Annotated in this window: 17 protein-coding genes, 1 pseudogene and 1 riboswitch; of the genes and pseudogenes, 6 read left to right on the top strand and 12 right to left on the bottom strand. The window is 44.4% G+C overall.

Features of this window, described 5'->3' with window-relative positions; genetic code table 11:
- Positions 1 to 44: 44 nt before the first annotated feature.
- The 6 genes and pseudogenes from BLV55_RS11115 to BLV55_RS11090 all read right to left on the bottom strand — a co-directional run bounded on the left by BLV55_RS11115 (position 45) and on the right by BLV55_RS11090 (position 6,511).
- The gene (locus BLV55_RS11115) at positions 45 to 1,040 is read right to left on the bottom strand and encodes an asparaginase (RefSeq protein ID WP_093314418.1); all 996 of its coding nucleotides are present in this window, start codon (positions 1,038 to 1,040) and stop codon (positions 45 to 47) included.
- Positions 1,037 to 2,250 (bottom strand): annotated as a pseudogene (gene larC / locus BLV55_RS11110) (nickel pincer cofactor biosynthesis protein LarC). Before larC ends, BLV55_RS11115 begins: the two are co-directional and overlap by 4 nt.
- A gap of 107 nt (positions 2,251 to 2,357) precedes the next feature.
- Positions 2,358 to 3,116, bottom strand: a complete 759-nt coding sequence (larB, locus tag BLV55_RS11105) for a nickel pincer cofactor biosynthesis protein LarB (RefSeq protein WP_093314416.1) — start codon at positions 3,114 to 3,116, stop codon at positions 2,358 to 2,360.
- A gap of 241 nt (positions 3,117 to 3,357) precedes the next feature.
- Positions 3,358 to 4,206: an ATP-dependent sacrificial sulfur transferase LarE gene (gene larE, locus BLV55_RS11100; RefSeq protein ID WP_093314414.1), complete on the bottom strand. Its 849-nt coding sequence runs from the start codon at positions 4,204 to 4,206 to the stop codon at positions 3,358 to 3,360.
- A 167-nt stretch (positions 4,207 to 4,373) separates the two neighbouring features.
- Positions 4,374 to 5,651, bottom strand: coding sequence for an alkaline phosphatase family protein (locus tag BLV55_RS11095; protein ID WP_093314412.1), 1,278 nt, complete (start codon positions 5,649 to 5,651; stop codon positions 4,374 to 4,376).
- On the bottom strand, positions 5,648 to 6,511 hold the full coding sequence (locus tag BLV55_RS11090) for a hypothetical protein (protein WP_143033201.1): 864 nt from the start codon (positions 6,509 to 6,511) through the stop codon (positions 5,648 to 5,650). The genes BLV55_RS11095 and BLV55_RS11090 overlap by 4 nt, the downstream gene beginning before the upstream one ends.
- Before the next feature lie 301 nt (positions 6,512 to 6,812).
- Between BLV55_RS11090 and fdhF the strand changes: the two genes are divergently transcribed.
- Positions 6,813 to 9,488, top strand: coding sequence for a formate dehydrogenase subunit alpha (gene fdhF / locus BLV55_RS11085; protein WP_093314408.1), 2,676 nt, complete (start codon positions 6,813 to 6,815; stop codon positions 9,486 to 9,488).
- 159 nt (positions 9,489 to 9,647) lie between these two features.
- On the opposite strand, the gene BLV55_RS11080 is transcribed toward fdhF, so the two are convergent.
- The gene (locus tag BLV55_RS11080; RefSeq protein ID WP_093314406.1) at positions 9,648 to 10,592 is read right to left on the bottom strand and encodes a TDT family transporter; all 945 of its coding nucleotides are present in this window, start codon (positions 10,590 to 10,592) and stop codon (positions 9,648 to 9,650) included.
- 3 nt (positions 10,593 to 10,595) lie between these two features.
- The gene (locus BLV55_RS11075; RefSeq protein ID WP_093314404.1) at positions 10,596 to 11,087 is read right to left on the bottom strand and encodes a C-GCAxxG-C-C family (seleno)protein; all 492 of its coding nucleotides are present in this window, start codon (positions 11,085 to 11,087) and stop codon (positions 10,596 to 10,598) included.
- Positions 11,088 to 11,552: 465 nt separating this feature from the next.
- Between BLV55_RS11075 and BLV55_RS11070 the strand changes: the two genes are divergently transcribed.
- From BLV55_RS11070 to BLV55_RS11055, 4 genes are all read left to right on the top strand, one after another.
- Positions 11,553 to 12,629 (top strand): ABC transporter substrate-binding protein, encoded by a 1,077-nt coding sequence (locus tag BLV55_RS11070; protein WP_176968386.1) that lies wholly within the window; start codon positions 11,553 to 11,555, stop codon positions 12,627 to 12,629.
- Positions 12,601 to 14,298, top strand: a complete 1,698-nt coding sequence (locus BLV55_RS11065) for an ABC transporter permease (protein ID WP_242870111.1) — start codon at positions 12,601 to 12,603, stop codon at positions 14,296 to 14,298. The genes BLV55_RS11070 and BLV55_RS11065 overlap by 29 nt, the downstream gene beginning before the upstream one ends.
- Complete coding sequence (locus tag BLV55_RS11060; protein ID WP_093314398.1) at positions 14,295 to 15,359, top strand: ABC transporter ATP-binding protein; 1,065 nt, start codon at positions 14,295 to 14,297, stop codon at positions 15,357 to 15,359. The genes BLV55_RS11065 and BLV55_RS11060 overlap by 4 nt, the downstream gene beginning before the upstream one ends.
- A 198-nt stretch (positions 15,360 to 15,557) precedes the next feature.
- Positions 15,558 to 16,454, top strand: a complete 897-nt coding sequence (locus tag BLV55_RS11055; protein WP_093314396.1) for a selenium metabolism-associated LysR family transcriptional regulator — start codon at positions 15,558 to 15,560, stop codon at positions 16,452 to 16,454.
- Positions 16,455 to 16,530: 76 nt separating this feature from the next.
- On the opposite strand, the gene BLV55_RS11050 is transcribed toward BLV55_RS11055, so the two are convergent.
- From BLV55_RS11050 to BLV55_RS11035, 4 genes are all read right to left on the bottom strand, one after another.
- Positions 16,531 to 17,238, bottom strand: coding sequence for an ABC transporter ATP-binding protein (locus tag BLV55_RS11050; protein WP_093314394.1), 708 nt, complete (start codon positions 17,236 to 17,238; stop codon positions 16,531 to 16,533).
- A gap of 1 nt (position 17,239) precedes the next feature.
- The gene (locus BLV55_RS11045) at positions 17,240 to 17,797 is read right to left on the bottom strand and encodes an ABC transporter permease (protein ID WP_330386615.1); all 558 of its coding nucleotides are present in this window, start codon (positions 17,795 to 17,797) and stop codon (positions 17,240 to 17,242) included.
- Between the two features lie 151 nt (positions 17,798 to 17,948).
- Positions 17,949 to 18,836 carry an ABC transporter substrate-binding protein gene (locus BLV55_RS11040; RefSeq protein WP_093314390.1) on the bottom strand — a complete coding sequence of 296 codons (888 nt, stop codon included), beginning with the start codon at positions 18,834 to 18,836 and terminating at the stop codon, positions 17,949 to 17,951.
- 158 nt (positions 18,837 to 18,994) lie between these two features.
- Positions 18,995 to 19,128, bottom strand: a riboswitch (molybdenum cofactor riboswitch).
- Between the two features lie 102 nt (positions 19,129 to 19,230).
- Positions 19,231 to 20,076, bottom strand: a complete 846-nt coding sequence (locus BLV55_RS11035; protein ID WP_176968384.1) for a helix-turn-helix domain-containing protein — start codon at positions 20,074 to 20,076, stop codon at positions 19,231 to 19,233.
- A 302-nt stretch (positions 20,077 to 20,378) separates the two neighbouring features.
- Here BLV55_RS11035 and BLV55_RS11030 point away from each other — a divergent pair, with 302 nt between their 5' ends.
- Positions 20,379 to 21,512 carry an iron-containing alcohol dehydrogenase gene (locus tag BLV55_RS11030; protein WP_093314386.1) on the top strand — a complete coding sequence of 378 codons (1,134 nt, stop codon included), beginning with the start codon at positions 20,379 to 20,381 and terminating at the stop codon, positions 21,510 to 21,512.
- Positions 21,513 to 21,619 lie beyond the last annotated feature (107 nt).

The raw sequence follows: 21,619 nt of genomic DNA, 5'->3' as shown, positions 1-21,619 counted from the left end.
ACCAGGATGATTCTGGTTCCTGTCCTCTTATCCCATCTTATCCCTTAAAACACAGGTTTCAGAACACCAATGACCTCTTTTCGATGATTATAGATAGCAAAATCCAACCGATGTTCCATTTCAAGGGCTTCTGCGTCACTAATAAAGCTTAGTCGGCGTAAAAGTTCCACGATGACCGGCTCAATTGCTCGGATCACGCCGCTTTCAATCTTCAGAGAAATCCCTATGCCTTCCCCCATCACACTGACGCCGTAAACCCCGTCGGCTCCCAGCTTTGCCAGGAGTCTGCCTTTACTCACTTCCATCAGCACGGTATCCAATCTTCCGGTGCCGGCTACATACCAGGCATGGTCTGTCATCGCCTTCCCTATGGTTGTGATGGCTTTTGCTCTTGACTCTGGATGGATGGCTTCGGGTTGAGAAAGCCGGGCATAGGCTTTTGCCATTTTATCCAAGGATAAATAGTAAATCGGAGCACCGCAGCCATCCACGCCTATCCCAATTTCGGTTGCCTCCATTTCTGTAAAATCCGCCGCTACCTGTAAAGCTTCCTGTTGCACCGGATGGCTGATAACTTCGTATTTTTCCGTGGGATAGTTTTTTAAGGCGGCCATCGCTAGCATCCCTGCATGCTTTCCGGAACAACAATTATGCAGAGCTGTCCAGAATTGCTGTTGTTGAAGTATTTTTTTGGCGGCTGGCTGGTACATGGGTGAAGCGGCTCCGCAACGCAGGTCTTCTTCGCCAAAGCCAATTTTTTCCAACAGTCCTCTGACTTTTTCCACATGCTCCGGTTCTCCACCATGAGAAGCACACATCAGCGCCAGTTCTTCGCCGGTTATCCGGAAGGTTTCCATGCCGCCGGCTTCTACAAAGGGCAATACCTGAAAGGGTTTTGCTGAGGATCGCCAATAAGTGGTCTTCTTTCCGTTCCCCAGTTCAAAAAGGATATCCCCTTTTTCATTCACCACCACCACATCACCACGATAAATATTTTCAACAAATCGATTCCGTGACGCATGAACTAATTCAACGGTCATTTCTTTCCCTCCTCTTTCTGATGACAAGCTTCTTCTGCTTTTCGATATACTTCTGCCAGGGAAACCCCATGTTCCTGGGCGGCTTTTCGACAATCTTCGTATTCTGGTGCATATTTTACAATCTGCTTCCATCTGGCTTCTTTTACTGAAATGGTGCCAAATTCCGTTTCTACAGGAATGCTTTTTCGCTTCATGACTAGCCGCCGGGCTTTTCGGATACGAAGACCAATCGTGGAGGTTTCGGTTAATATCAGTTCCTGTAGCCGGTCATGGTTTTCTTCCTCCCCCATCACTTCCAGCTTGATAGCCGGTCGGTTTTTTTTCATGTAAATCGGTGTGAAGCTTACGTCTAAAGCACCGGCCTGTAACAGCTTTTCCATGGTATAGCCCATCATTTCGCCGGTGGTATCATCGATATTAGCTTCTAGGATCAGCACTGCTTCCGGATCTTTTTTTTTTTCCCCATTACCATCCGAAGAAGGTTAGGAATTTCCAGTTCTCTCGTTCCGGCTCCATAGCCGATGGCCCGGGCTTCCATTTCCGGCATGGGACCAAAGGCATCTGCCAGACCAGCTACAATAGCGGCGCCGGTGGGAGTTACCAATTCTTTCTGAATCCCGGTGCTATAGAAGGGAATCTGGTTTTCTTTTAAGATTTCCATGGTGGCCGGTACTGGTACGGGTATTTTCCCATGTTGACAGTGAACAAAACCCGTTCCGGTGTGTAGAGGTGATGCGATGATGTGATCTACTTTCAGAGCTGAAAGACAAATAGCCGTTCCAACAATATCCAAAATGGAATCCACGGCTCCTACTTCATGAAAATGGACGGCTTCCAAGGGTTTTCCATGAACCTTTGCCTCGGCTTCTGCCACATAGCGAAATATTTTTTTACTTAACGCTTTCACCTCATCAGCCAGTCCACTGTCTTCAATGATTTTCTCCACGGTTTCCAGATTGACATCATGGCTGTGGCTGTGACTGTGGCTGTTGTCATGGCGATGTTCGTGAGGATGGTCTTCCCCTTTGTCATGATCATGAGTGTGGTCACTTTCCTCGTTTAAGATAATATCGACTTTTGTTCCGGTAATACCATTTTTAATGGTTTTTTCAATTTTCAACCGATAACCACTCACCCCTTTTAACTGGGCAAATCCATCCCGGAGAACTTTTTCGCTAACGCCCAAGTCTAAAAAAGCGCCTAGCGTCATATCGCCGCTGATGCCAGCAAAACAGTCTATATATAAAAGATTCATCTTGATCCTCCTTTGTTTCTTCTGTGCTTCTGTGCTTCTGTGCTGTTACGTTGTTTCTTTCTTTATTTCTCGCTCATATGATTAATCATGCTGGCTAGATAAGCGGCGCCAAAGCCATTATCTATGTTAACCACGCTTACGCCGGAAGCACAGGAATTCAACATGGTTAGCAGGGCAGAAACCCCGCCAAAGCTGGCACCGTAGCCAACACTGGTAGGAACAGCGATCACCGGTTTATCCACCAGCCCTCCTACCACACTGGCAAGAGCACCTTCCATACCGGCAACGGCGATCACCACATTGGCTTCCAGCAGGATATCCAGTTGAGAAGTAAGCCGATGGAGTCCGGCGACTCCTACATCATAGAGCCGTTCAACTTGATTTCCCAGGGTTTCGGCCGTGATCGCTGCTTCTTCAGCTACCGGAATATCTGCCGTTCCTCCCGTAACCACCAGGATCTTGTTGCTGGTTTTTGGTCCATTCTTAGGGTTGGCCACAAACAGTCGGGCATCCTGGTAATAGGCCACTTCTGAGGTCACTTGACGAACCGCCTCCGCCATTTCTGCCGTTGCCAGGGTTCCCAGAATGTTTGCTCCTCCTTTTTCAAGCATATGGGCGACAATTCCCTGAACTTGTTCCAGGGTTTTTCCCTGGCAGTAAATCACTTCACTGGCACCATTCCGAAGGCCACGATGATGGTCAATCCGGGCATAGTCCAGGTTGGCAAAAGGGGCTTTTTTCAGCTCTTTTACCACCTGCTCCACAGGTAATTCCTCATACTTATACTGTTCCAGCAATTGGGTCAGTTCTTTTTCTTTCATTGTCCATTTTCCTTTCCCGGCACAGTGGGCCGTCCCCAAAGTGCCTGTCTTTCATTAAATCTTTCCCTGTACTTCAGTGGTGGAGAAGAGACTTTATAACCTGCTTTTTCAGGTATTAAACTTAACTCATACCTATTACCTATTAACTTTTATTTTTTAACTTTTAACTGCTCTTCTAACTGCCCTTCTAACTGCCCTTTCACTTTTCACCTTCCACCTTTTATCTTTTAACTTTTAACTTTTAACTTTTAACTTTTAACTGCTTTTCCACCTTTCCTTCATTCAAGCTTCCCATCCGATAGCCTTCCAGATCCAGGGTGACATACTTAAAACCGGCGGCTTTGAAAGAGCGGATGATTTCTTCCTGATGCCCGGACTGTAAGAATTTGGTCATTTCCGCTGGATTTAGCTCAATGCGTGCCACCTGATCATGATCTCTTACCCGTAATTCCCGGTATCCCAGCCTTAATAGGAGGGCTTCACAGGTTTCAATACGCTTTAGTTTTTCTTTTGTAATTCGGGTTCCATAAGGAATGCGGGAAGCCAGACAGGCCATGGCCGGTAAATTCCAACTGGATAATCCTGCGGCTTTGGAAAGTTGCCGTATTTCTTCTTTGGTAAGACCAACTTCTTCCAATGGGCTTCTAATCCCCAGCTCCTTCAGAGCTTTTCTTCCCGGCCGGTAATCCTGGGCGTCATCTATATTGGTTCCGTCCACCAATACAACGTAGCCTTCTTCTATGGCTCTTTGTTCCATCATGGTAAAAAGGTGTTTTTTACAGTAATAGCATCTTTCCACAGAATTTTCCGCAATTTTCGGCTCTGCTTCTTCCTTCCCCGGCATCAAGATATGATGCACTCCGGTTTCTTTTGCCATTTGAATGGCCCGCTGCTGCTCATGCTCCGGTACCAGGGAAGCGACAACGGTAATGGCTATTACCTGATCTTTCAACGCTTTTTGGGCCGCATGGAGCAAAAAGGAGCTGTCTACCCCACCAGAAAAAGCTACTGCAACAGATTTCATGTTTTTTAATTGATGGATCAATGCCTGGTATTTTTTTTCGGTTTCCTGAGAAAGGTTGTTTGTCATCTTTATTACCACCTTATTAGCACCTTCTGATAGTCTTACGATAGCTTTTGAGTATGCCATGCTTTCCTTTGTTTCAGTTATGTTAGCCGTTTTCCCTATGTGAACGGTTTCATTAATCTTAATGGTTTCCGTTGTATTCGTTGTTTGCGTAAGGTGAGTCAGCTTCCTTATTTTAACCGAGGGACATGAGTGGGAACGTAGCGCAGGGCTTTCCCTCCCATCCGATAGCTATAAAAAAGGCTTCTTTCTGTATAGTTCATCATCAGTGGTATTAGGTCTGACCCACTCATTCGAAGGCTTCCCTGGCTGACGCTTTTTTCATCAAATTTTTTCACCCCATCCGGTCGAAGGGTTTTGCCGCAAAAGAGAATCGGTACGGCATCGCCGGTATGAATCATTTTTCCATCACTGGCCGTAGTGTGATCGCTGGTAAGAATCAGAAGGATTTCTCCTTTTTCTATTTTTTCCTTTGTCCCTTGGATCAGGATTCCTAACTCTTGATCAATGGTTTCTATGATTTTCTTTTTCGCTGTAGCTCCCATGGTATGAGATGCGTCATCCGGTTTTTTATTGTGCAAATGAATATAATCATAGGTCTTATCTTCTAAGGCCCACCGAATCCCTTGCTGAAAGCTTTCGTACCGGACATAATCCATGCCGGTCAGCCTTGCTACTCCTTTTAAGAGCTTGGTGCCTGCCAGCATAACACCTTTCATGCCATAGCGCTGCTGAAAAGGCTCCAGCACTGGTTTTTTCCCAGCCCATTTGGTGAGAATGCCGTTGGCCGGTTCTTTTCCCTCGGCGATTCTTTTTTGGTTCACCGGATGATTTTTCAGCCTTTCCATTGTTTTTATGATGTAACGGTTCAGAAAGTCAGCGGTTTTGATTGCTTTTTCATCCTCTGTTTCAAAGGCCATCACCTGATGCAACCATCCTTGTGGATAAAAGGGGTCACTGTCGGATACTCGGTGGTCCAGGTCTTTCCCCTTGAGTTTCAACAGGCTGTGAGGCCCTTCCTGTTGCTGCCATTCGATGGAAATGCCATCCATCTCCCGAGGCAGGCATTGACTGAGGGCTGACACTTCTTCTCCTGTTAAATCCGTCAGATCTCGTTGAAGTACCCGGTAGCCTTCCTCTGTTTTTTTCAAATAAGCCCAGGTTTTCATTAAATAGAGGGCATCGGCTTCCAGTTCCTCTTCCACCGTCAAGGCACTAATAATGCCTCTTCCTGGGAAATCTTCCATCGGATAGCCCATTAGATGAAAATGAGCGGCTTCTGTTCCCAAAGGAATCCCCGGTTTCCAGGGAATCATGGTGCCGGTTTCCGAAAGAGCGGCTAAAGCGTCCATATTCGGCGTATGAGCAGCCTGTAAAGGAGTTTTTCCCTTTAATTCTTTTTGAGGACGATCTGATAAACCGTCCAGCAGTACCAATATGGTTTTCATCGTTGTGCCTCCCAGTTTGTGTAGATACGTTCTAGTTCTTTTTCCTTTATATCCGGCTGTTGCTCATAATGTTTTCCTAAGGTAATGGCCAGAGGTTCCAGATAGGTTTTAAGAAAATGACGAATTTTCTCCAGATCATAGATGGCCTTTCCTTCATGATTTCGGTAATTGCCGCTAAAAAGGCATACTGGCTGTTCTTCTTCTGCTGCCCAGGGCCATCCAATCAACTCTTCAATCAGTTCATCCTTTTCCATTTTCCGGATCGGCAGTAACAGTTCTACGCCTAAAGCTTCCAGTATGCTTTGATAGCTGTCCAGACAGACTTTCAACTGGTTTACTTTTATTTTTCCTCCATGACTTTCCCGTTCTCCCGCTATGATCTTTTTCCCTAAGGCTTTTGCCAGCGGAATTCTTGCTAAATGAAAATAAGTATGGCATCCAATACAGGGTGTGTAAAACCCGTATTCCTGTTGCAAACTCATAAGGTTACGTCCATTCAAAATACGCCACAGCGGTAAAGAACTATCGTAGATCAGTGGATATATTTTCTTTTTTTCACCATAAAGCTTCTGAACCCGCTCCACCATTCGTTGATGGTTGATCTCCAGTTCTTTCTCGCTGCCATATTCCGTAGGAGCAAAGGTCACCACTGGTAATACATGGTTGATCTCCGGTGATTTTAAGGCTTCCATAATCGCCGCCACACTATCCCGACCGGCAAACTCTCCGATAACCGTTTCTTTTGGTAGTTCTTCCAACTGTTTCTGAAGGCTTTTCAAATCTGTATTTTCTCGAATCATCATAATTTCCTTTCTTTTCTGTATTCCTGCGGAAAGAGTTATACCCATTTTTCTATCCATCAAATAACTTATCCTGGTTCTCTCTTCATTCTTTAACGGCTTTTTCTTCATTCTTTAACGGCTTTCTCTTCATTTTACCTTATATTTTGAATCACTAAAAGCCAAATGATTCTTTTTCTGCCCTTATCAACAAAACCCATCCTTCTATCAAATATTTTTATTGGTTTGTTCTGTAAGGCTATGCTACACTAAAATGTGAATTAATTAACAATTCAGACAGTATTTCAGGAGCTCTCTAACCATTCAAAACCAAAGAAAGGATGTCACACATGCGAATAATCAATGAAAGGGTGATTGAAAGATGATTACATGTACAATTAATGGGCAGGTTGTCCAGATTAAAGAAGGAAGTACCATGCTTCAGGCTGCAAAAAAGGCAGGAGCCTTGGTTCCTACCTTTTGTCATGACGAGCGGATAAGACCGGAAGGAGCATGTCGCATTTGCAGTGTTCAGGTAAACGATAGTCCTAAGCTGGCGGCGGCCTGTTCCACACCAGTTTCTGAAGGAATGAAGATCGAAACTGAAAGCCCCGCCGTGGTAGAAGCTCGCCGGGAAATTTTGGATTTAATCCTGGCAAATCATCCTCTAGACTGCATGACCTGTGGAAAGTCCGGAAAATGCAAATTACAGGATCTTTGCTATCAGTACGATGTGGAGAAAACATCTTATGATGGAGAAGTAAAAAATTATCCCCTTGATAGCCGTAATCCTTTTTACATCAGTGACCAAAATAAATGCATTAACTGTGGTCTTTGTGTGCATGTCTGTAATCAGCTTCAATGCAATCATACCCTCAGTTTTGTTGATCGCGGATTTAACACCCATATTGCACCACCTTTCCAGGTGTCACTAGAAGAATCCAACTGTGTTTCCTGCGGTAACTGTGTGTCTTATTGCCCGGTTGGCGCCTTAGAACCCAAAAGACCTGTAAAGTATCGGTATTGGGAAACCAAAGAAGTTAAAACTACCTGTGCTTACTGCGGTGTAGGATGTCAGATGAATTTGGTGGTAAAAGACAATCGGGTAGTGGAAGTGCAACCAGCCAAAGGAGCTGCCAATGAAGGATTGCTTTGTGTAAAGGGTCGCTTTGCCCATGATTTTATTCACCATCCGGATCGGCTGACTCAGCCTCTTATTCGTAAAAACGGCACTTTAGTACCTGTTCAGTGGGAAGAAGCCTTTTCAGTGATTATTAATAAAGTAGAGGAAGTCAAACAGGGTTATGGTGCTGAAGCCATCGCTGGCTTTTCCTCCGCCCGTATTACTAATGAAGAAAATTATCTAATGAACAAACTGATGCGTGGCGCTATCGGTACCAATCATATTGATCACTGCGCCCGTTTATGCCATGCCTCTACCGTCGCTGGTCTGGCAACCACTTTAGGAAGTGGTGCTATGACCAATCCGATGGCTGATGTTCGTCAGGCAAACCTAATCTTTATTACCGGCTCCAATACAACGGAAGCCCATCCGGTGATGGGTGCTTATATTCGTCAGGCGCAAAAGCAAGGAAGCAAAATCATCGTTGCGGATCCACGTGCCATCGAACTGGCAGAAGATGCTGACCTGTTTCTGCAGATTTATCCCGGATCCAGCGTTGCCCTTTCCAATGCCATGATTCATGTTATCCTTGAAGAAGGGCTAGAGAATACAGCTTTCATTCACCAACAAACAGAAGGTTTCGACTCCTTGAAAGCGTCTGTGAAAAAGTGCACCCCGGAATGGGCCGCTGACATCTGTCAGGTTCCGGCAGAGGATATCAGACAAGCTGCCCGGATGTATGCTTCTTCCGGCGCTTCTAGTATTATCTATTCCATGGGAATCACTCAGCATGTCAACGGTACAGAAAATGTCATGAGCCTTTCTAACCTGGCACTGGTAACAGGCAATATCGGTAAACCCGGAACGGGTGTGAATCCTTTGAGAGGTCAGAACAATGTGCAGGGTGCCTGTGATATGGGCGCACTTCCAATTGTTATGACTGGATATCAGAAAATAGATGCGGCAGAAACCCGCAAAAAATTCCAAGAGGCTTGGGGCGTTCAGCTTCCAGAGAATAAAGGCTTGACTGTAACAGAAGCCATTCCTGCGGCTGCCGAAGATACAGTAAAAATGCTTTATATCACTGGTGAAAATCCGATGGTTTCTGACCCGGACACTCAGCATGTTAAAAAAGGGTTAGAAAAAGCCTTCCTGGTAGTACAGGATATCTTCTTGACAGAAACAGCCGCCTTAGCCGATGTCGTGCTTCCAGCCGCTGCTTTTGCGGAAAAAGAAGGAACCTTTACCAATACAGAGCGACGAGTACAACGAGTTCGTAAGGCTGTCCCCCCGCCAGGAGAAGCAAAACCAGACTGGTGGATTTTATCTCAGTTGCTGAAAGGTTTCGGTTTAGAAGCCAATTACAGCGGTGCGGAAGCTATTTTTGAAGAAATTCGTCAGGTGACACCTTCTTACGCAGGCATTTCTTATGAACGTATAGAAAAGGAAGGGCTTTCCTGGCCATGTCCAACGGCTGAGCATCCGGGAACACCAATTCTGCATCAGGGAAGCATTGCCCGGGGAGCCGGTTTGTTCAAGCCTGTAGAATGGAAAGCATCCCCTGAACTAGGCCTTAAAGATTACGGACAGGTGCTGACCACCGGTCGAATCCTTTACCATTTCCATACCAGAACCATGACCGATAAATCCGAGGGGATTAATCAGATCGCACCCCATAATTATGTGGAAATTCATCCTGCCTTAGCTGCTTCTAAAGGTATTAAGAACGGTGACGAGGTGATGGTCACTTCTCCAAGAGGTCGTATTACGGTAAAAGCCATGGTAACGGAACGAGTGGAAGAAGGCGTTCTGTTTGTGCCTTTTCATTGGGGCAATGGTGCCAATGTCCTGACCAATGGCGAAATCTTAGATCCGTATTGTAAGATTCCCGGTCTAAAAGTATCGGCGGTTAATATTGAAAAAGCAGCTAATTAAAGTAGCTACAACCGTTCCAACATTCCAACATTCCAACATTCCATCATTCCATCATTCCAAAGTCATTTTTCGTCTAAAAAAAGCCTCCGTCCCCTGATCATTGTCAGGAGGCTGAGGCTTCTATTGATATGCTTTTACGGTTTTCCAGACTGACTGGCTCTATGCTTTTTCCGGACTGGCTGTTTGCGGTGCTTTATGACTTAAAAAGCCAACATACCGGAAAAGAACATACAGTACCATGACTGTTGCCCAGGCAATCTGAAATATTCTTATTGGTTCCATCCACCCTGTTTGAAACCCTTGTCCACTAAGAAAGCCCGTCATACCGTTAAAAGCAATGGCGCTGATCACAAAGGGAAACGTAAAAGCGGAATAACTGGGGTAGAAGGGAAATTTCAAGAGTCTTGGCATCTGACTTAAACCATAAAGCGTCATCATAAAAGCCAAAGTGCCAAGGCCGATCACTATTCCCAGATTTTTTTCAGGAAAACTACTAAGATAGCCGGCCAATAAAAGGCTTGCCGGTGCCGCATAAATAATGATTACTGGCTGCGCCGGTTCTGGAATGCCACCTACCTTAAAGACCCGGTAACTTACCAAAGGGATCAGTGGAAGGTATACCGCCAGTCCAAACCAGAATAGTATCTGCCCAACGGATTGCATGCCATATAAAGGCGCTGTCACACTTCCAACCACAATGCCTACATAAAGCACAAAATAGCTGGAAAAAACCTTTTTAATGGAAAAGGGAATCAGGTGGGTTTTTGTAAACAAAAAGACCAATAAGGCATTCATAAAAATCCCCAGCATCCAGGCACCAAAGGCCAACCCAGGTAAAAATGGTCGGACATAGGTGCTAAGAAGCATGATCCCCATGGGAAATGTAGCCATAATACAGGCCACCACCGGATTCGAAAATCCTTCCTTCAAACAGCCTGGAAAAACAAGGATTTTAAGCAACAATCCTATAAAAATAATGCCTGCCATGATGCCCAACAAAGAACGAATCCCCATATGGTAAGTTCCCAGCAGGTTTCCAAGAGCTGCCAGTCCCAGCATTAATCCGGAAATAGGTAGCGGCAATTTTTGAAGCAATGCTTTCATTACCTACACCTCTTTCTTGTCCATCTCATCTGTATTAACAAAACCTTTTTCCCTTACAATAATACGTGCCGCATTTTCAGCTACTTCACCGGTAAAGGAAATACACTGTTCCTTATGCTCTCCTGAGGCCATGTCCATCCCTTTGGTTAATACGCTACAACATAGAATTTTATGGTTCTTCTTAAAATCATCCTGTAATTCATAAGCCAATTCCAAGGTTTTTACACTTTTGGGATCTTTAGGATTGGTGCCTTCTGTTCTGCCAAAAAAATATCCTAAGGTAATAATTCCTCCTGTTACAGCACCACAGGTGCATTTTGATTTTCCGATTCCCACCGGAAATCCTGAGGCCATGGCAATCATCTCATCCGGCATATCCAGTTCAAAGTTCTTTTTGATGGATGCTACAATGGCCTCCGAACAGTAATATTTCCCTGCCCGAAACATATCTTCTGCATCTTTTCTGATTTGTTGAACACTCACTTCTGTTTTCATCTTCTTCCTCCTTCAATATTTTAACGATTAAAAAATGATTGCAACCATTTTACCTAATAAACATCCTATAAAGATTTATTTTATAACATAGGTATTTATCAATGCAATTATATTTTGTCAGAAGCGGCCGAAAAGGTAAAATCGATTTTCTCTATATTATCATTAGTGATTTCTATGGATCCTCTTTTTCTTTTCTGGCTTATTTCTTCTCCTTCTTGATTACTCAACACTTACAAGAAAAAAAACATACTTTCTTTGCATCAGCCTCGCCCACCCCTCCTCTCTCCACCTATTAAAATTCTTTATTGGAATCCTTTTTTTCATTATGAATTTCAATTTATCTTTTTGTGCTAATTCTGATATGATTTTAATGATTCATTTATGCTTCTGATGGGGTGAATCCTCTACCAGAAGTTTAAGATTCCTGTTCATATGTAAATGCGGTTATTAAAAGGGGGATTTATTTTGTATTCACAGAGAAAAATCGTTGCGTTCCTCATAGCGCTGATGTTGATGTTAACCTTAGCTGGATGCCAGCCTTCCGGTGATCCGGAACCGGCTCCTTCCGATGAAGGAGTCGAAACCGCCGAAACAGAAGTAACGGAAGAAGAAAAGGAAGACTACACTGGTGAAGCCCTTCAGATTTATGCGGCTTACGGTGGCTTAGATGAAATTGCTCAGAAGTTTGAAGAAGAAACCGGTATTCCGGTGGAAATGCTCAGCATGTCTTCTGGAGAAGTGCTTTCCCGCATGAGAGCTGAAGAAGGACGGGCTTTAGGAGATGTATGGTTTGGTGGTGGCATCGATAGCTTTATGGTCGCCGCCGAAGAGGGACTGTTGCATCCGTACCACTCGCCAGAAGCAGAGGCGATTGAAGATCGGTTTAAGGATCCTGACGGTTACTGGACTGGTGTTTCTATCGTATTGGTTACTTATGTAGTGAACCAGCCTTTGGCTGAAGACTTGGATGTTCCTATCCCGATGACTTGGGAAGCTTTGACGGATCCTATGTATGCAGGAGAAGTCTCCATGCCGAATCCGGGTATTTCCGGTACGGCTTATACGGCCATCGCATCCATGCTGCAAATGCTGGGTGAAGAAGATGGATGGGCTTATCTGGATGCGTTGGACGCTAATATTCCTTATTATGCAGAGCGTGGCAGCGAGCCTCCGCAACAGGCTTCTCTAGGCGAAGTCTTGGTGGGAATCAGTCCAGACGGCATTAATTCTCAGCGAGAAGGCTATCCGGTAGAAGTAGTTTACCCGGAAGATGGTACTCCCTGGTGGCATTCACCGGTGGCTATCATTGAAGGTACCAATAATATAGAAGCCGCTCAGAAATTTGTGGACTGGACACTGACAGAAGAGGGTCAGGCATTTCTTGCAGAAGTAAGCCCCCGACCCAGCACCCGCCCCAATGTTCCTCTTCCGGAGGATATCCCTTCTTTGGAAGAACTGAATTTGGTGGATTATGACTTTACCTGGGCTGCTGAGGAGAGGGATCGAATTGTTAATGAATGGACAGAACGTTACGGAAATTAAAGGGAGAATTCATCGTGTCCTTTTTGCAGGAGTCGCTGTAGCGATTCCTGCATTTTTGGTGATTTTTGTTCTTTATCCCCTGGCAAGTGTATTGGTTACCAGTTTTTACAGGCAAGGAGCTTTTGATTTTTCCTATTTTTCCCAGCTGATGGGAGGGCGACACCTTCACCTTTTTCGCAATACATTGCTGATTACCCTTTCCTCAACCTTTCTGGCCGTACTGCTGGGAACCATGCTTTCATTAGCGGTTCATCGCTGTCGGTTTCCCTTTCGACGATTCTTCCACTATACGGCTATTCTGAATTTGATTTCTCCACCTTTTGTCAGTGCCATTGTCTTTATCATGCTTTTTGGCAGGCGGGGATTGATCACGAATCAACTCTTAGGGTTACACGTAAGCCTGGTGGGACCGCAGATGATAGTTCTGTTACAAATGATTGGAAATGCCAGCATTGCCTATCTGGTCATTTCCAATGTGCTGACAGGTTTGGACCGAAGCCTGGAACAGTCTGCCATGGATTTAGGTGCATCGCCCAGACGGGTGTTTTTTACCATCACATTACCTTTATTAGTACCGGGCTTGGCAGCCGCCGCTTCTTTAGCCTTTGCCAATATATTAGCCGACTTTGGAACCCCTATCCTTGTCGGAGGTGGCTACCGGGTACTTGCCAGTGAAGCCTATATTCAGATCCTGTCCAATTACAATTTAGGGTATGCCGCTACCATTAGCGTGGTTTTACTCTTTCTCAGCGTCTGGGCCTTTGGGATGGAAAAATGGTTCTTACGTCAAAAGCTCTACTATTCTACTCATGTGGCCAATGTCACCGAAAAAGTCAAAGGTCCTGCCACTGCCAATCATCGCCAAATGCCTTTTTCTCCATTGGTCCTTGGCGTAGCCACTCTATTTTCTCTCATGGTGGTAATTCAGTTTATCGCCGTGATTGCCGGAGCTTTTACCTCTGTCTGGGGCTACGATTATACCCTGAGCCTGCGCCATTTCCAAAGAGCTGGCAGTCAGTTGTTCAGCAGCCTGAACAATAGCCTTTATTTTGCTTTTCGGGTGGCTCTCTGGGGGCCGTTGCTGGGAATCACTACGGCTTATTTTCATCATCATAGTCAAAAGACCTGGAAAAGCCTGCTTAATTTTTTAGCAATGGTACCTTTCGCTGTTCCCGGAACAGTGATGGGAATCAGCTATGTCATGGCTTTTCATCGGCCTCCCCTGGCTTTAACCGGTACGGCAATCATCATTGTCCTGATTTGTATTGTCCGGGAATTGCCTATCAGCTACAACAGTGCCAAAGCGGTTTTGCAGCAGGTAGCTTCCAATCTGGAAGAGGCTTCCCGGGATTTAGGTGCTTCTTCCTGGACTACGTTTACCCGCATCATCCTTCCTATTTTAGCGCCTGCCTATCGAGCCGGAATGTTTCACGGTTTTATTCATGTAATGATCACAATCGGAGCCATTATTTTTCTTATTACGCCTCGCTATGTTACCATCACCTTTGAAATTTTTCGGGCCGTCAATTCCGGCCGTCTTGGTGAAGGAGCCGCTTATGCTTTTTTACTAACTGTTTTTACAGCTCTTGGTCTTTTGATCTTAACGACGCTTTGTGCTTTGCCCGGATTCTTGAAAAAGCTGGTTTCTAGAAAGGATGAAAAAAGATGACACTCTCTTTACAAGGAATCTCTAAAACCTATGAATCCGTTGAAGCTGTCAAGAAAATGGATTTACGCATTGAGGAAGGCGAGTTGTTGGTACTAGTAGGTCCCAGCGGTTGTGGCAAGACCACCATTCTTCGGATGCTGGCTGGAATGATTCCTTCTGATGAAGGAAAAATCCTTTTCAGGCAACAAAATTTATCCCTTCTTCCACCAGAAAAACGGCCAACCGTAACGGTTTTTCAGGACTATGCACTTTTTCCTCATATGAATGTTTATCAAAATATTGCTTACGGATTAAAAGTACGAGGTGTTTCCAAAAAAGTCATTCACCAAAAAACCATTGATTATATGAAACTGATGCAGATCGAAGGCCTGGAAGAAAGAAATATCAATGAACTCAGTGGCGGACAAAAACAACGGGTGGCCTTGGCCCGAGCCATGGTAGTCGATCCGGATATTTTGTTGTTTGATGAACCTTTAAGCAGCTTGGATGCAAAACTTAGAGTGGAAATGCGAGAGGAAATTCGTCACATTCAGCAAAAGACCGGTATCACGGCTGTCTACGTCACCCATGACCAGGAAGAAGCCCTGGCCATTGCAGATCGGGTAGCCGTTATGAACCAAGGAGTGATAGAACAGATCGGAACACCGGAAGAAATCTATTATCAGCCAGCTACGGTTTTTGTAGCCGATTTTATTGGTTTTGGAAATTTTATTCCGGCTCAGATTCAACGAGTCTCCAAGGATGCCATCGATTTTATCTGTCTTGAAAAAACTTTTCGACAACCTGTTTCTCAGATAAAATCTCCCCAGGGTTGGCATTTTTCTCCTGAAGAACCTGTCACACTCTTTGTTCGTCCAGAGTCGCTTCTCCCTAACACCAATGGCCTTTTTTCCGGAAGGACCCTTCAAAAGTCTTTCCTGGGCGCTTCGACACGGTTTATGATCGACAGTGGACTGGAATACCCTCTCAAAATGGATGTGCTGACCAGTATTCATTCCATCAGTCCGGGAATCCTTCTTTCTTTCGATATTGCGGAGGTGATCCTATTTCCAGCCACCTAACTTTGATCATCTCACCTAGAGAAGAAGGATCTTAGCCCTACCGGTTAGCAAAAAACTACCCAAGCAACTATCCGGGCAACTATCCGATAGGAACAAATATGTTATACTAGTATTGTCTCGCCATCCTTTATCATACTTTTTATGATGCTTTTTATCATGCTTTTTACCATGCTTTTTACCATTTTTCGGAGGTGTCCCATGGAATTCAGACAATTAGAGACCTTTGTTGCTATCGCTAAGTTCAAAAGCTATTCAAAAGCAGCCGAGTCTCTGTTTTTAACCCAACCAACCTTAAGTAACCATATTATCAATTTAGAAAAAGATTTGGGAACAACCCTTATCAATCGCAGTAATAAGCAGATTTCTCTGACACCTGCCGGTAAAATTCTTTACGATTATGCGGTTGAAATTCTTCATGTAAAAGAAAATGTCGGATTTAAGTTAGATGAATACCGGGGGCATTTTGTAGGGCATATTGAAATTGCTGCCAGCACCATCCCGGAACAATATATCCTGCCCTCTTTTCTGACCGGATTTAAGAAACAGTATCCGGATGTTACCTTAACCCTTCGTCATCTGGCTTCGGATAAAATTATTGATGGTATTTTAACAGAAGAATATAATCTTGGCGTCGTTGGCAGTAAGACAACCCACGGTCATCTCACCTTTCATTCATTAACAGAGGATGAACTAGCTTTGGTGGTGCCGAATAATGAAGCCTATCAGGCCTATGAAACCGAAATACCCTGGTCTGAACTGATTAAAAAACCTTTTATTTTTCGTGAGCAAGGCTCCGGTACCCGAAAACTTTTTGAAGCGGCTCTGAAAAAAAACAACCTTGGCTTTCGTGATCTAAAAGTCGCCGCTTATATTGAAAATACAGAAGTCATTAAAAAATGTATTATGGACGGTATGGGTGTTTCAATCCTATCAAAAAGAGCCATTCAGCAAGAACTCCTGAATGACTCTTTGAAAGCTCTGGAAATTCCAGATATGATGCTGACCAGACATTTTTATCTGGTGCATCATAAATACCGTACCTTGTCGCCACTAGAAATAAGGTTTAAGGAATATCTGATGGAGCACAGCGAATAGATGCTGTGCTCCATTTTTATTGTCTTTTGCTTTGATTACATTTTTTCAGCTGTCACTTGTTTTTCCAGGGAATCTCTTAAATAAGTCCTTTTTGTATAAAATCCCTTACCAGCGGATGAGCTTCTGCACCGTATAGATGCCTTAAATCACCGCTGTCCAGCACTTTTCCTTCATTCATGAAGGCCACCCGGTTGCAGAGGCGTCGGGTTTGCTGAATATTGTGGGTTACCATCAGAATGGTTGGTTTTTCCTGTTTATAGTATTCCAGAATACGCTCCTCCAGCAACATAATGGAGGAAGGGTCGATATTGGCCGTGGGCTCGTCCAGCATTAAAAGCCTGGGCTTAAAAATAAGCGCTCTTGCCAGAGCCACCTTTTGTCCTTCGCCACCGGAAAGGGTCCAGGCTTTCTGGTCCCGCAGGGATTCTATCTCGAAGGATTCCAGCAATTCATTCACCCTTTCTCTTATTTCTTTTTCAGCATCACCCCTAATCTGCAAGGGGTAGGCAATGTTTTGAAAAACCGTGGTTCTTAAGAGGTACGGCTTTTGGAATACCAGCGTCATGGATTTTTTTACGGCACCCTTCAGCTTTTTATCCTCATAATGAACGCTTCCGGAAGATGCCTCCAACAGGCCGGCGATGATTTTCATCAAGGTGCTTTTACCGGATCCGTTGGGGCCAATAATCCCCCACAGGTAGCCTTCCTCCAGTTCCAGCTCCGGAATGTTGAGGACCGTCCTGTTTTGATATTTTTTTGTAAGAGAAGTCATGGTTAGTTTCATTTTAACGCTCCTGTTGCCAGTGATATAGCAGTGAATTAATTGCGAAAGAAATAACCAAGAGAACAATCCCCGTCGCAATGGCCAGGGAATATTCTCCCATATTCCGAAGCATGGCAATCGTAGTGGTCATGATCCGGGTATGTCCCCGTATGTTTCCGCCGACTACCATCACCGCTCCTACTTCTGACATGGCTCGGCCGTAGCCTGTCACCACCGCGGAAAGAATGTTTATGCGCAGTTCGCGGATCAGCAGCCATACAGTTTGTGCCGGGCTTGCGCCCATGGTTTTCGCCAGATCCTGAATGTCCGGTCCCCGCTCTTTTGTTCCATTGAACACCACACCGGTGATAATAGGCGCAACCAGGGCAAACTGGGCGATAATCATAGCCGTTGGCGTAAAGTTTAACCGAAAGTGGCCTAAAGGTCCTGCCCGCAAAAAAAGCAAAAAGAAGACCAGGCCAATAACCACCGGCGGCATGCTCATCAATGTATAAATGATTCGTACCAAAAGCCATTTTCCCGGAAATTCTCGGATTCCCAACAGGACTCCAAAGGGAATGGCAAATACCGAAGCAAGCAGTGTGGCCGTCAGCGATACAACCAGAGACAGCCGGACAATGGCGAAAAATTCCGAGTCCATGGTGATGATCAGTTGAAAGGCATCCTGAAATCCGCTGATAAAGTTCTCCATCGAAAAACCCCTTTATTGGCTAGTTTGCGTTAGGAAAGAACAATGGTTCCCCAAATTCCTCAATACCAAACGCTGCAATCAGATCCTGGGTCTCAGGTGCCAGCACCCAGTCAACAAATCCTTCAGCTGCAGGAAAGTTAATATGATCTCCCTTGTCAGGATTTACCGCCATAACGCCGTACTGGTTAAAGAGAATTTCGTCACCTTCAAGAAGGATTTCCAGATCAATCGTATCCAGCATGGACAGGTAAGTAGCACGGTCTGTCAGGGTATGTCCTTCCAGTTCATTCGATATCTGTATGACATCGCCCATCCCCTGGCCGGCTTCAATGTACCAGCCACCGGAAGGCTCACCAACTCCAGCCTCTTCCCACAGGCTTAGCTCCATCATATGGGTTCCGGAATTATCGGCTCTGGATACAAAGGATGTTTCATTTTCAGCCATCAGTTGGAATCCAGTTAAAATATCTGATGCTGCGTTTTCCCTCAGGCCGGCCGGATCAGATGCCGGACCAACAAGGATAAAATCATTGTACATAACATCAAAACGTTCCACGGTATCACCAGCCGTTACCAGCTCTTCTTCCTGCGCTGTAGCATGTGCCAGCAGCACGTCTGCTTCACCATCAACGCCCATTTGCAGTGCGGCCCCAGTTCCAACAGATACGACCATCACGTCAATTCCATATTTTTCTTCAAAGGATGGCAGGATGAAATCCAATAAACCACTGTTTTCTGTACTGGTGGTGGTAGCCAGGATCATTGCTGTTTCTGTCACCTCTGAAAACTCATCCGTATCTTCCACCGGTGCCGGTTCATCAGCACCTCTGCAGGCTGTCATAGATGCCATAAAGGGTAGTAACAGTACAAGCATTAACACCAACCTATTGCTTTTGTTTAACTTCATTCCTAATATCTCCTCCTGCCTCGCTGTGTCTAAATTCTTGTTTTCTCAGTTTTTATATGTTGCTTTACAATGGCTTTTGCCACATTTTTTTGTCACAAAAACAAAACAAACTCTTTCCATATGGAAGGAGTCGTGATTTATGTGCCGCACAGATGGAACATCCTGCCTGACACGCTCCTTTCCACAATGGGAGGCATTATGGTTTCCCATCATACCCTGCCGGTCTTATTTTCATGGCATTGATGCAACAAAGCATGCTTTAGAAAGCTAAGACTCGGAGACTGCGGGGCTTTGCCCTTTTTCAGTTAATTATCATTATATCGAAGCGTTTTCGGTATGTCAACAAAAGCATATCGGTCGGTCGAAAGGGGAATGCTTTCTTTTACGATGCTTTTTATGAACGGTGCAACTGATATTGTTTGGGCGTCAAGCCATAAGTTTCCCGAAACACCCGAATAAAATGGGAAAGACTTTCAAAGCCAAGCATAAAGGCTACTTCTGTAACAGAATGTTCCTTTAGGTAAGAAGAAGCTAACTGCATTTTACGGCATTTTATAAACGCAAGAGGTAGCATGCCCGTATGCTTTTTGAAAAGTTGTGTTAAGGAGGCTGCCGACATATGATTGTCCTTTGCCAATTGTTCCAGATTAATTTTTTCATGAATCATTTCTTCAATATAATCAATCATTCTTTCGATTTTTGCCGGATACCGTGTTTGTAACATTTCCTGTACCTGTTGATCTTGAACAAGTTCATAGACCAGCTTTTGTGCCGCTAAATCAATAAGAAAGGTCTGACCTCCAGACTTCATTGTTGAAAGTTGATAAATTTTTAATAGCTCTTCCGCAATTCCTTGATGATTATAACCCACCTGTACGTCGTGATGTACTGATTTTTTCAATTTATCCTGTCCCGCCTTATCCAGAGGCGTTTTCCGGAGAACCTGCTCAATAAGATCATGGTTCAACTCCAAGACCAGCGCTTTCGTAGGCTTTTCCATTTTCATCAGCACATTGGAGTGAGGAGGCAATAGTAAATGTTGGTTTTGAGAGTAAACAAGAGGACTTGACTGGTCAATGATCACTTCTTTTTCTCCGGATAAGATGGTGCAAAATCTTGGATAGGATCGGGATTGATAAACATCCGTAAAATTCGGTGGCAAATCATAGGTTAATAGTTTAATATAATCCGTTTCCAGTCCGTTAATTTGTTCTTGCATTTTATCAAAAGTTCGTAGCATATCCACCCCTCCTTTTGTTATTTGTTTAACATGATTCCACCGAAGCATTCTTTGTAAATATTTCCTCAATAATATAAAAAAATCGTTAGTTTTTCAAGTCCATTCCCTTTATACTTTAGCTAAGGAAGAACACGGAATTAATTTTTCGGCATTATTGGTTAAATATTTAACAACTTCCCCTTGTTCTTTTGCCTTATGCCTTTCCTATTCGATCTGTTTCATCTTCCTTATTATTGGTTCCTTGTTTTTTTACCTTTTTTCGGTTTTCATTCATTAAAATTTCTGTATTGGAGGCGATATCAATGAGCTTAAAATGGTTCCGAGTTCCTGCTGACGTTGTTTTTGGACAGGGCTCTCTGTCTTATCTAGCTGGTCTTAAAGGAAAAAAAGCGGTATTGGTAACCGGTGGTCAGTCCATGAAAAAGCATGGGTTTTTAGATCAGGCACAAGCCTATTTAGAAGAAGCTGGAATGAAAGTGGATATTATCGACGGAGTTGAACCAGACCCTTCTATTGAAACCGTTATCAAAGGCGGTCAGCGAATGGAGGCATTTGAGCCGGATTGGATCATCGCTATTGGTGGCGGTTCCGCCTTAGATGCGGCTAAAATTATGTGGGTATACTACGAGCAACCGGAAACAAAGTTTCAAGATTTGATAGAGGGAAAATTTCCGACACTTCGTCAGAAAGCTCGCCTGGTAACCATTCCTTCTACCAGTGGTACCGCTTCTGAAATCACGGCTTTTTCGGTGATTACGGATCGGGAAAATCATATTAAGTATCCATTAGTATCTTATCAAATGACACCAGACATTGCTATTTTAGATGCAGACCTGCCTGCAAAAATGCCTCCCCATATCACCGCTAACACAGGGATGGATGTCATGGCTCATGCCGTAGAGGCCATCGCTTCTACGAACACATCCAGTTACACGGATGCCCTGGCGACGGAAGCTATCCGTCTGGTCTTCCAACATTTGCCTACGGCCTACAAAGATGGTCACAATATGGAAGCCAGGGATGCAATGCATAATGCTTCAGCCATTGCCGGCATGGCCTTTACCAATTCTTCTCTTGGTATTGTCCACAGCATGGCACATAAAATTGGCGGTGAGTTTGGCGTTACCCATGGTTTGGCCAATGCTATTTTGATGCCTTACATTGTTGAATTTAATAAATCAGCCACGGATAAATACAAGGCCGTGGAACAATTATTAGGTATTGACGATTTGGCTCAGGCCTTAAAAGATTTAAATCAACGCATTGGCATTCCTCTTACTTTCCGCGAGGTGGAAGAAGTATCCATTACAGAAGAAGCCTTTCAACAGGTATTGGATCGTATGAGCCAGAATGCTTTGGAGGACCCTTGTACACTCACTAACCCCCAAAAGCCAGATGTCGCTGATATAAAAGCCATCTATCAAAAAGCTTTCTAGGGAGTTTACCCTTTGTTCACATCTCTCACCTGCAGGTTCCAGCTAAATGCTGGAACCTGCCCCCTTCTAATTAGATTCCTTCTTGTTGCCTTTTACCCCTTATGTCA

Source organism: Tindallia californiensis (assembly GCF_900107405.1).
Taxonomy (GTDB): Bacteria; Bacillota; Clostridia; order Peptostreptococcales; family Tindalliaceae; genus Tindallia; species Tindallia californiensis.
The sequence above is the reverse complement of the archived record's forward strand: the minus strand, read 5'-3'. Positions and strand labels throughout refer to the sequence as shown.